The sequence below is a fragment of the Tahibacter sp. genome (assembly GCF_032229445.1).
Taxonomy (GTDB): domain Bacteria; phylum Pseudomonadota; class Gammaproteobacteria; order Xanthomonadales; family Rhodanobacteraceae; genus Tahibacter.
In genome coordinates this window covers 20,746-31,330 of record NZ_JAVTWC010000118.1, presented here as the reverse complement: position 1 = coordinate 31,330, position 10,585 = coordinate 20,746, and the positions used below count along the sequence as shown (strand labels likewise).

Annotated in this window: 8 protein-coding genes; 2 read left to right on the top strand and 6 right to left on the bottom strand. The window is 67.0% G+C overall.

The window, feature by feature from the left end:
- From RUU78_RS22095 to RUU78_RS22075, 5 genes are all read right to left on the bottom strand, one after another.
- A partial coding sequence (locus RUU78_RS22095) for a hypothetical protein (RefSeq protein ID WP_313919920.1) occupies nucleotides 1-1,438 on the bottom strand: 1,438 nt, incomplete at its 3' end.
- A gap of 164 nt (nucleotides 1,439-1,602) precedes the next feature.
- The gene (locus RUU78_RS22090) at nucleotides 1,603-1,989 is read right to left on the bottom strand and encodes a VOC family protein (protein ID WP_313919918.1); all 387 of its coding nucleotides are present in this window, start codon (nucleotides 1,987-1,989) and stop codon (nucleotides 1,603-1,605) included.
- Nucleotides 1,986-3,017: a TrmH family RNA methyltransferase gene (locus RUU78_RS22085; RefSeq protein WP_313919917.1), complete on the bottom strand. Its 1,032-nt coding sequence runs from the start codon at nucleotides 3,015-3,017 to the stop codon at nucleotides 1,986-1,988. Before RUU78_RS22085 ends, RUU78_RS22090 begins: the two co-directional genes overlap by 4 nt.
- A gap of 81 nt (nucleotides 3,018-3,098) precedes the next feature.
- Entirely contained in the window at nucleotides 3,099-6,215 is a 3,117-nt protein-coding gene (locus RUU78_RS22080; protein WP_313919915.1) for an efflux RND transporter permease subunit, read from the bottom strand.
- Between the two features lie 10 nt (nucleotides 6,216-6,225).
- Nucleotides 6,226-7,296, bottom strand: a complete 1,071-nt coding sequence (locus RUU78_RS22075) for an efflux RND transporter periplasmic adaptor subunit (protein WP_313919914.1) — start codon at nucleotides 7,294-7,296, stop codon at nucleotides 6,226-6,228.
- A gap of 570 nt (nucleotides 7,297-7,866) precedes the next feature.
- Here RUU78_RS22075 and RUU78_RS22070 point away from each other — a divergent pair.
- Nucleotides 7,867-8,394, top strand: a complete 528-nt coding sequence (locus RUU78_RS22070) for an O-acetyl-ADP-ribose deacetylase (protein WP_313919913.1) — start codon at nucleotides 7,867-7,869, stop codon at nucleotides 8,392-8,394.
- Entirely contained in the window at nucleotides 8,394-9,248 is an 855-nt protein-coding gene (locus tag RUU78_RS22065) for an aminoglycoside phosphotransferase family protein (RefSeq protein ID WP_313919912.1), read from the top strand. Before RUU78_RS22070 ends, RUU78_RS22065 begins: the two co-directional genes overlap by 1 nt.
- 115 nt (nucleotides 9,249-9,363) lie before the next feature.
- On the opposite strand, the gene RUU78_RS22060 is transcribed toward RUU78_RS22065, so the two are convergent.
- Nucleotides 9,364-10,374: a class I fructose-bisphosphate aldolase gene (locus RUU78_RS22060; RefSeq protein ID WP_313919911.1), complete on the bottom strand. Its 1,011-nt coding sequence runs from the start codon at nucleotides 10,372-10,374 to the stop codon at nucleotides 9,364-9,366.
- Nucleotides 10,375-10,585 lie beyond the last annotated feature (211 nt).

The following is a 10,585-nucleotide window of genomic DNA, read 5'->3' as shown; positions in this document are numbered from 1 at the left end:
CACGCAGTCGCTCACAAGCAGGCCTGACGACCAGATTGGCGGCCTTGGCTGGCGCCAGGACACTCAAGGCGAGCGCGCCACCAACCAGATTCCAATCCGGGCTTTCGAATTCCGGAGACCCCGACAATACAAGTTCAATCCCGCACTCGGATTCGAGCAGACTCGTTGCAACATCACTCCAGCCGAAATGACAGGCGACATGGAGCATGTCGATTACAACAGCCCATCCTCGCTCGCTCCAGCACGTGGCAACGTCCATACAGATGGCGTGCAGCAGCTTCGCTTCGTCTTCGTCCACGACGAGCCGGGCAACGTGCTCGCCGCCACGGGCGAGCACTTCGAACAGTTCATAAACTTCATGTTCGCGTTGCTCGCCCGCGCTCTGCGATACGGCTTTCAGGGAGTTCGACAGCATGGCCCGCGCGTAGTGAAGCGCGCTAGGCTGCCCGGCAATGATCGCTCGCTCGACGCCACGGCAACCGTCCATATCGCGCACGATCAGGCGCGCGAACTCTCGTTCTGCGTAGAAATAGGCGGCGATCTCGCAAAAACCGTGCACGTCGCCGTCGCAGCCATTGGCACTTTCCCATTCGTCCCATTCCGCCAATGCATCGGCGAGATAGCGCGAATCGCCCAGGCGAAGGCGCATGAGTTGCCCAAACCCAGGCCACTGGATCGTTCGGCAGTAGGTTTCCAATCGCGCCAACAACTCTTCACGGGAAATCCAGTCGCTATCGCCAACCAGCCAGCACGGCTCAAGCAAACGCCGCAATGGAGATTCGCGACTCTCGAAGCGTTGCCGCCAGCGCATCAACTGCTTGAGGCTCCAGCGGTCCAAATCGTCGTCGCTGAGCGGAGGATCGTCTGCGTGCGTTCGCGCCTGAATGATCGTCACTGGCGACGCCTGCATCTGTGATGCCGCATCGATCACCGACCCGGCGGGGCTCGGTCGCGACGGCTCGCCCATTTCGCCCGATCCATCGCTCGTTGCTGCGTCGCCAAACTCACGAAAGGCTGCGATGCAATTGCCGACTGCGTTGAGATCGAAGATGCGCTGGCGCAGTTGGCTCGAAACGTGCGCCAGCCCACCGGCGCGAAGATCTTCGGTCAGTGTCCAGTCAACGGCAACAACCGAGCTGGCGCCACCACTCCTCAGAACCCAGATGCCATCGCTGCACTCTTCCAGGTCCCAGCCGCACCGCGTTGCTTCGGCCCGCACCATATCCAGGGCTTGCTGTCTCAGGCCGGCCGTTGCGCAAAGGTCTGCTACGAATTGATCGATCCCGTCGAGTGCCGGCAACCCGGCCAATGCAACAATGTGCGTCGCGCACCCATCGGGAAATTCCATCCAGCAATAGCCACGGCGTAGGCTCACCCGGAACCCGCTCGCCTGCAAGAGAATTCCGATTCGGGCAACGATCTCGGATGTCGGATCCATCTCAAATCCACTCACGGACCGGGCTCCGCAGTTCGCTACGTCGACTCCACCGGGGCCGGCGTTTGCCAGGAGACGAGTGGACGACAGTCAAAAGAATCGCTACGCGCCAATGCTTCACAGCGCCTACTTTTTGACGTAGCCCGACGACAATTCCGACATTGCGCTTATCTCTTTTGCAACAAATCCCACCGATTGCCGCAAAGATCGCGAAACACCACTACCCAGCCGTACGGTTCGTCCCGCGGCTCCTCACAGAATTCCACGCCGTGCGCACGCATGTGCGCGACATCGCCGTGGAAGTCGTCGGTTTCGAGGAACAGGAATACGCGGCCGCCGCACTGGTCGCCGATCTGGGCCTGTTGCTGCGGTGTGGCGGCGCGCGCGAGCAGCAGACCGGAACCCCCGTCGCGCGGGGCGACGACGACCCAGCGCTTGCCGCCGCCGCGGTCGCTGTCCTCGACCAGGTCGAAGCGCAGGGCCTGGGTGAAGAACGCGATGGCTTCGTCGTAGTCGCGCACGAGCAGCGCGATGAGGCCCAGGCGGCGGCTCATGCGGCAGCGTGCTGGCGGTAGTGCTCGGCGAACACGACCGCGGCGCTCGCGGCGATGTTCAGGCTTTCGACGCTGCCGGTGCCGGGGATGGTCAGGCGCCGGTCGGCCGCCGCGATCAGGTCGGCGCTCATGCCTTCGTTCTCGGCGCCGAACACCAGCGCGACGCGCGCCGGCAGCGCCTGCGCATACAGCGATCCTCCGTCGCGCGGCACGGTCGCCGCGATGGTGAATCCGGCGCCGCGCAGCAGGGCCAGCGTGTCCTCGTCCGCGCTCGGCCGCGCCAACGGGACGATTTCGGCACCGCCCTCGGCAACGCGGCAAGCGGCACCGGACAGGGTCAGCGTAGACCCCTGCGGCAGTACCACTCCAGCGACGCCGAAGTTCGCCGCACTGCGCAGGACCGCGCCGAAGTTATGCGGGTTGCCGACCCCGTCGAGCAGCACCAGCACGGCAGGTGCCGGTGCGACAGGCAATTGCGCGAGCAGCTGCGCGAGTCCCAGCGGTGCCTGACGGCGCATTTCGAGACAGATGCCTTCGTGGTGCTGGCTGGCGGTGAGCTTGGCCAGGTCGGCGGACTCGACGACGCGATAGCCGAGTTTGTTTTGTACGCACCAGGCCAGCATCGGCTTGAACTGTTCGATGCGATCCTGTGTGAGATAAGCCTTGCGCAGGTCCTGCGGACGCTTGGCGAACGCGGCACTGCAGGCATTGATGCCGAACAGGCGCAATTCTTCCTGTCGCTGCTGGGTCTCGGGACGCGGCGGCAACGGCGCCGCACTATCCGTCCGCTCGGATGCCCCGTAGCTGCGCGCGGCCCCGGCGTATCCACCCCGCGGCGGGGCAGACTTGGCGCCGCCGAGCGCATCGCTGTAGCGGCGCGGCGCGGCATCGCCGGTCGTCGCCGCCGCGCGCAGGCGTTCGCGCTCGCGCTTGTCGGGCCGCGGCGCGCCGGGACTGCGCGGCCGGGCGCTGTTCCAGGGATTTTCGCCGGCGCCGGGGCGCGGCGGCTTGTCGTCGTGGGAATTCATGGGCTATCCATCGCTGGGGGCGGCCCGGAGCCGGAATCGGCGCCGGACCTGTCTGCGAGCAAGGATAGCCTGCCCAACCCTTTACGCGGTCTCCGCATCCGGATGCAGGGTTTCCTGTTCCTCGATCTGCCGCGCGACCGCTTCGGGCGAACGCGTGAAGCGGGCCAGCAGCAGGTAGAACACCGGCACGACGAACAGCGACAGCAGGGTCGACAAGGTCACGCCGAACACGACGACGACGCCGATCGTGATGCGGCTCGCGGCGCCGGCGCCGCTGGCCAGGATCAGCGGCAGTGCGCCGGTGATCGTCGCGATCGAGGTCATCAGGATCGGGCGCAGGCGCACCGCGGCGGCTTCGAGGATGGCTTCGCGGATCTCGCGGCCCTGGTCGCGCAGCTGGTTGGCGAATTCGACGATGAGGATGCCGTTCTTGGCCGCAAGTCCAATCAGCATGACGATGCCGATCTGGCTGAAGAGATTCAGGCTCGACCCCCAGAGCCACAGTCCGAGCAGCGCACCGAGCACGGCCAGCGGCACCGTCAGCATGATGACCAGCGGATGCACGAAACTCTCGAACTGCGCCGCGAGCACGAGGAACACGATCAGCAGCGCCATCGCAAAGGTGAAGGCGACCGCGCCGCCGGCCTTCTGGAATTCGCGCGACTCGCCCTTGAAGTCGATCTGCGCGGTATCGGGCAACTCCTCGGCAGCGACCTGACGCATCCAGTCCAGCGCCTCGCCGAGCGTATAGCCCGGCACGAGCCCGGCCGACAGCGTGATCGCGCGCAGGCGGTTGAAGCGGTTCAAGGTGCCGGGCTCGGCCAGCTCGCTCAGGGTCACGAGATTGGCCAGCGGGATCAGCTGGCCGCTGCGTGCACGCACGTAAAGGTTGTTGAGGTCGGTCGGGCTGCGCCGGTCGCTTTCCTGCGCCTGCAGGATCACGTCGTATTCCTCGCCGCCGTCGACGAAGGTCGTCACGCGGCGCGAACCCATCATGGTTTCCAGCGTGCGGCCGATGTCGTCGACCGACACGCCGATGTCGGCGGCGCGCGAGCGGTCGATGCTGACGCGCATCTGCGGGCGGGTTTCCTTGTAGTCGGAATCCGGCGAGAACAGCTGCGGATTCTGCTCCATGCGCTTGAGCATGCGGTCGCGCCATTCGACGAGTTCGTCGTAGCTCGGTCCGCCGAGCACGATCTGCAGCGGCTGGCCGCCGGAACGCACGAGCCCCTGGCGCACCTGCGGAATGGCGCGCACGCCGGGAATCCCCGCCAGCAGCGCCCGCGCTTCATCGACGACCTGGGCCGTGGACTTGTCACGCTCGTCCCAGGACTTGAGCAGCACGGTCGCCTGGCCCGTGTGCATTTCCTCGCTGCGGCCCCAGCCGCCGGGCACGCGGGAGTTGACGCGGTTGATCGGATTGCCGTCGCCGGTCAGCGTCATGAGGCGTTTTTCCACCTCTTGCATTTGCTGCACCGTGTAATCGTACCCGGCGCCTTCCGGCCCCTGCACCTGGGCGAAGAACACGCCGCGGTCTTCCGGCGGCGCGAGCTCCTTGGGCACGCTGACGAACAGCGCGCCGATCGCCACGACGGCACCGAGCAGCGCCACGCCGACGAGCACGGGATGCCCCACGCTGCGGCTCAGCGCGCCACGGTAGCCATTGCTCAGGCGCGTGAGCTGGCGCTCGGTCCAGGCGACGAAGCCTTTCTCGGGCTTGTGCGCGCGCAGCAGGCGCGAACACATCATCGGCGTCAGCGTCAGCGCAACGAAGGCGGACAGCGCGACCGCGCCGGCGACGGCGACGGCCAGTTCACGGAACAGGCGACCGTTGTTGCCTTCCATGAACGCGATCGGCAGGAATACCGCGATCAGCACGGCCGTGGTCGCGATCACCGCGAAGGCGACCTGGCGTGTGCCGCGGTAGGCGGCGATCAGCGGCGGTTCGCCGAGATCGACGCGGCGCTGGCAGTTTTCCAGCACGACGATGGCGTCGTCGACGACGAGGCCGATCGACAGCACGAGCGCGAGCAGGGTCAGCAGGTTGATCGAGAAGCCGAAGATGTACAGGCCGAGGAACGCCGAAATCACGCAGACCGGCACGGTCACGGCCGGGATCAGCGCCGCGCGCGCACTGCCGAGGAACAGGAAGATCACGACCAGCACGAGCAGCACGGCTTCACCGAGCGTCTTGTAGACCTGGTTCACGGCCGCGTCGATGAAGACCGTCGAGTCGTAGCTGACGCCGATCGTGGTGCCCTCCGGCAGCGACTGCTGGATGCGCGCCATCTCGGCCTTTACCCGCTCGGCCACGTCGAGGCTGTTCGCCGTCGAGGTCTTGACGATGCCCAGGCCGACCATGGGCCTGCCGTTGCCGCGGAAGTAGGCGCGGCGGTCCTCGGCAGCACGCTCGACCTTGGCCACTTCGGCCAGGCGCGTGACGTGGCCGTCCTCGGATTTCGCGATCGCGAGCTGGCCGAAATCCTCGGCCGTGCGGTAGTCGCGCGACACGCGCAGGGTGAAGTCGCGCGTGTCGGATTCGATGCGTCCGGCCGGCGCCTCCACATTTTCCCGCCGCAGCGCGGCCTCGACATCGTTGGCCGTGAGGTTGCGCGCCGCGAGCGCCTTGCGGTCGATCCAGATGCGCATCGCATAGCGCTGTCCGCCGCCGAAATTGACCTGGGCCACGCCGTCGATCGACGAGAGCCGGTCGACGACGTAGCGGTCGGCATAGTCGGTCAGCGCGAGCTGATCGAGACTGGACGAACTCAGGTTCAGCCAGACGATCACATCGGCATCGCCTTCGACCTTGGCCACCTGGGGCGGATCGATTTCTTCGGGCAGGCGATCCGACGCGCGCGCGACGGCGTCGCGCACATCGTTCGCGGCGCCTTCGATGTCGCGGTCGAGGGTAAATTCCATCGTGATGCTGGAACGTCCGTTGCGACTGGACGACTGCACGTTCTCCACGCCCTCGATGCCAGCGACGGAATCTTCCAGCACCTGAGTGACGCGGGTTTCGACAACGCCGGCGGATGCGCCGGTATACGTGGTGTCGATGGAAACGATGGGCGGATCGATATTCGGCAGCTCACGCAGCGGCAGGCGCGTGAACGCGATCACGCCGAGCACTACAAGGATCAGCGACAGGACCATCGCGAAGACGGGGCGCTTGACCGAGACATCCGACAGCAGCATGGGCGTCTCCTCAGTTCGCGGCGGCGGGAGCCGCGGTCGCGCCCACACTTTCCTCAACCGCGACCTTGGCGCCGCCGCGCAGCTTCACCGTGCCGTCGACGACGATGCGGTCGCCGGCCTGGAGGCCTTCGCGTACTTCGATCTCACCGCGACGGCGCGCGCCGGGCACGACGCGCACCTGTTCCACGCTGCTGTCGGGCTTGATGCGGAACACGTAGGAATCGGTGCCGATCTGGACCAGCGCGATCTCCGGCAGCACCAGCGCATCACGCGGCGCACGGAATACCTGCACCGACAGCAGCATGCCCGGACGCAGCACGCGGTCGGGGTTGCTGATCTCGGCCCGCACCAGTACCGAACGCGAAGCGATATCGACGCGCGAGTCGATCGACGTGATCTTGCCTTCCCACTGGCGCTCCGGCCATGCCGCGGTCCTGGCCTGCACCTCCTGGCCGACGACGAGGGCACCGAGCAGGGTTTCCGGCACCGAGAAATCGAGCTTGATCACGTCGATGTCGTCCAGCGTCGTGATCGGCGTGCCCGGCGTCACGAGCGTGCCCGGACTCACGCGGCGCAGGCCGAGCACGCCGCTGAAGGGCGCGGTGATGACGCGGTCGGACAGCTGCGCGCGGATCGCGTCGACTTTCGCGCTGTTGGAATCGCGCGAGGCCGTGGCGGTGTCGAACAGCGCGCGGGAGACGGTGCCTTGCTTCACGAGATCCTGCTGGCGCTGGTACTGGCGATCCGCATCGCGCGCCATCGCCTGGGCGTCCTTGAGCTGGGCTGTCTGCTGGCTCGCGGTGAGTTCGATCAGCACGTCGCCAGCGGACACCGCCTGGCCGTCGCTGAAGTTCACGCGGCGCACGGTCTCGGTGATCTTGGCGGTCAGCGTGATCGATTCGTTCGCCTGCGCCGTGCCGAGCGCCTCGATCACGTCCGACCAGGGTTTGCTTTCTACCGTCTGCGCCGTGACCTTGGCCGGTGCAGCCTGAGTTCTTGTCTTGGCGGGATCGGCGCCCTTGCAGGCGGCCAGGGCGAGGCAGGCGAGAACGAACGGCAATGGCAGGCAACGCTTGAGCATCAGGATTTCCTTGTCCGCCGGCCGCAGGGACAGCGGCAGGCGGTCGCCGCGGACCGGCGGGTTGCCGCGGCATCGGTTTCATGGCGGAGGCTGCCAGACAGCGACCATCCTACGCAGGCGGCGTTGCGCCCGGGTGAATCAGCGATCGGCCGCAGCCGCTGCCGGTATCGGGCGGCCGCGCTGTCCGGCCGCGGAACAGCAGACACGGTATCGCAGGTGCGGTCAGGATCATCATCGGCCAGAAGTCATTGAGGAAGGCAATTGCGGCAGCCCGACGCGAAACTTCGCCATTCAGTGCGGCCAGCCCTGCAGCGCTGTGCGGATCGATGTCCGCCGGCATCGGCGCGCGGCCATGCGGCGTGATGCAGCTGGCGAGCCCGGCGCGGGTGGCCTGCACGCCACGAGAGCAGCGCGGCCACGCCGATCGGCACATCGGTGAGCGCTCGCTGCAATGCGTGATGCGTCGCCGAAATCCCCGGTCAGGTTCCAGGACTTTTGGCCTTCAGCCGGTGCACCATGGCGCCGTAGCGTCTCCCGAATCCGAATCGCCTGAAAAACAGGACCGTGTCCATGCAGGTAGTGCTCGAAGCCATCGAAGCCGACATCACGACCCTCGCGTTCGACGCCATCGTCAATGCCGCCAACGAAGCACTGGCCGGCGGCGGCGGCGTCGACGGCGCGATCCACCGCGCGGCCGGGCCAGGCCTCAGGGACGAGTGCCGCGCCTTGCCGATGATCCGGCCGTACGTGCGTTGCCCGACGGGCGAGGCCGTGCTGACCGGCGGCCACGACCTGCCGGCGCGCCACATCATCCACACCGTCGGTCCGGTCTGGTACGGCGGCAGCAAGGGCGAACCCGCGCTGCTGGGCTCGTGCTACCGGCGCAGCCTGGATCTCGCGCGCGAACACGGCCTCGCAAGCATCGCGTTCCCGGCGATCAGTTGCGGCGTGTTCGGCTATCCGCTGGATCAGGCCGTCGCGATCGCCGTGGCGGAGGCGCGCCGGGCCGCCGACGATCCCGGCTCGCTGTCGCGCATCGTGTTCTGCTGCTTCGGCCAGAAGGCGCTGCAGACCTACCGCGACGCGCTGGTCGCCTGATGCGGTATTTGCGCCGGTCGCCGCGCGGCAGTCTTCCGTCGCTGTTTCCCGCACGCTGGCGCCTGCGCGAGCCGCAGCGCATCGCCGATACATGCACGAGCGAGGTCTGGCGCGTGCGACGCGCTGACGGCAGCACGGCCGTGGTCAAGTCGCTCAAGCCGGCCGGCCTCGAAGAACTGCGTGGCGCGCACCTGCTGCGCTGGCGCCGCGGTGCAGGTCTGGTCCGGCTATACGCGACGAACGGCCGGGCTCAGCTGCTCGAATACGCCGGCGACGACGCGCTGAGTCGCGTCATCGACGTGGCCGGCGACGATGCGGCGACGCAGATCGCGGCCGAGGTGCTGCAGCGCCTGAGCGCGCCGTCGCGGCGCGCGGCACCGGACGGACTACAGCCGCTGTCGGCGTATTTCTCCGCCCTGTTCGCACACGCTCGCGGCCGTCCGGCCGGTGACCCCTACCGCGAAGCGGCGCGTATTGCCGAACGCCTGTTGCGCAGCGCGCGCGACGAACGCCCACTGCATGGCGATCTGCACCACGACAATATTTTCCGGGGTACGCGCGGCTGGCTTGCGATCGACCCGAAAGGCCTCGATGGCGAGCCGGCGTTCGACGCCGCCAACCTGCTCTACAACCCGTGCGAACGCGACGACATCTGTCTCGACCCGCAACACCTGCAGCGCCGCGCGCAGACCTACGCCTACGCACTGCAGCTCGAATTGCCGCAGATCCTCGCGTACGCCTACGCCTACGGCTGTCTCTCCGCCGCGTGGCACGCGCAGGACGGCAATGCGGCGGCCGAAATGCGCGAACTCGCGATCGCGGCTAAGGTCATGGCACTCGCGCGCGAGGCCTGATCGTTCCACCACATTCATCGCGTCCGGAAGCCCCGACGGAGTGATGGGCCGGCGCGGCACAGAACGAAAAACGCCGGCACGAGGCCGGCGTTTTCTTCAAACCGTGTGAACACGATCAGGCGGATTTCTTCCACTGCCCCAGCGCGGCCAGGCCGTTCTCGCGCGCACGCTGCGAGACCGTCTTCTGTGCATCGGCGAAGTTCTTTTCCATGTCCTTGGACCACAGCTTCAGCGCCGCCGACTGCATCGCGCGACCGTAGGAGAAGCTCAGCGGCCACGGATGGGGGCCCATCTGGTTCATCGCGTTGAGGTGCGCCGTGGCCGCTTCGTCGGACTGGCCGCCCGACAGGAAAACGATGCCCGGCAGCGAGGCCGGCACGCTGGCCTTGAGGCAGCGCACGGTTGCTTCGGCGACCTCGTCGATGCCGGCCTGGTCCGGGCAATCCTTGCCGGACACGACCATGCTGGCCTTGAGAATGGTGCCTTCGAGCATGACGTTCTGCTCGTACAGCGAGGCGAACAGCGAGCGCAGCGTCACTTCGGTCACGTCGTAGCAGACGTCGAGGTCGTGCGAGCCGTCCATGAGCACTTCGGGCTCGACCATCGGCACGATGCCGGCTTCCTGGCACAGCGCGGCATAGCGCGCCAGCGCGTGGCAGTTGGCTTCGATGCAGGTGGAACTCGGCATGTCCTCGCCGATGGTGATGACCGCACGCCACTTGGCGAACTTGGCGCCGAGGCTGGCGTATTCCTTGAGGCGGTCGCGCAGGCCGTCGAGGCCTTCGGTGACCAGCTCGCCCGGAAAGCCGGCCAGCGCATGCGGACCCTTGTCGACCTTGATACCCGGCAGGATGCCGTGGTCGAGCATGATCCTGGTGAACGGCACGCCGCCGCGGGAGGACTGGCGCAGCGTTTCGTCGTAGAGGATCGCGCCGGAGATGTGATCGGACAGGTTCGGCGCGGTCAGCAGCATTTCGCGGTAGGCGCGACGCGTGTCTTCCGTGCATTCGATGCCGACACCGTCGAAACGCTTCCTGATCGTGGTATTGGACTCGTCGATCGCGATGATGCCCTTGCCCGGGGCGACCATAGCCTGGGCAATGCTTTCCAGCTGTTCGATGCTCATGGATGACTCCGTGGGATTGGATCCGGGACGCGGCGAGACGCCGCGTGGCGACCGATCGGGGGTCGCGGGCCGCGGATTATAGGCCAGAAGGCGGGGCGGGTGCCTGCTGTATGGAGGCTTCTCCGGCGGTCGCCGCGCAGCGATCGTCGGCACGAACGGGTTGACGGTCTCTGCCTCGGGCTCATCCCATATTGGCAGGATCGGCACGACG

Bases quoted from the DNA above. Each gene is read 5' to 3' on its own strand.
- RUU78_RS22090 (WP_313919918.1), bottom strand. From the start codon at position 1,989: ATGAGCCGCCGCCTGGGCCTCATCGCGCTGCTCGTGCGCGACTACGAC.
- RUU78_RS22085 (WP_313919917.1), bottom strand. From the start codon at position 3,017: ATGAATTCCCACGACGACAAGCCGCCGCGCCCCGGCGCCGGCGAAAAT.
- RUU78_RS22080 (WP_313919915.1), bottom strand. From the start codon at position 6,215: ATGCTGCTGTCGGATGTCTCGGTCAAGCGCCCCGTCTTCGCGATGGTC.
- RUU78_RS22075 (WP_313919914.1), bottom strand. From the start codon at position 7,296: ATGCTCAAGCGTTGCCTGCCATTGCCGTTCGTTCTCGCCTGCCTCGCC.
- RUU78_RS22070 (WP_313919913.1), top strand. From the start codon at position 7,867: ATGCAGGTAGTGCTCGAAGCCATCGAAGCCGACATCACGACCCTCGCG.
- RUU78_RS22065 (WP_313919912.1), top strand. From the start codon at position 8,394: ATGCGGTATTTGCGCCGGTCGCCGCGCGGCAGTCTTCCGTCGCTGTTT.
- RUU78_RS22060 (WP_313919911.1), bottom strand. From the start codon at position 10,374: ATGAGCATCGAACAGCTGGAAAGCATTGCCCAGGCTATGGTCGCCCCG.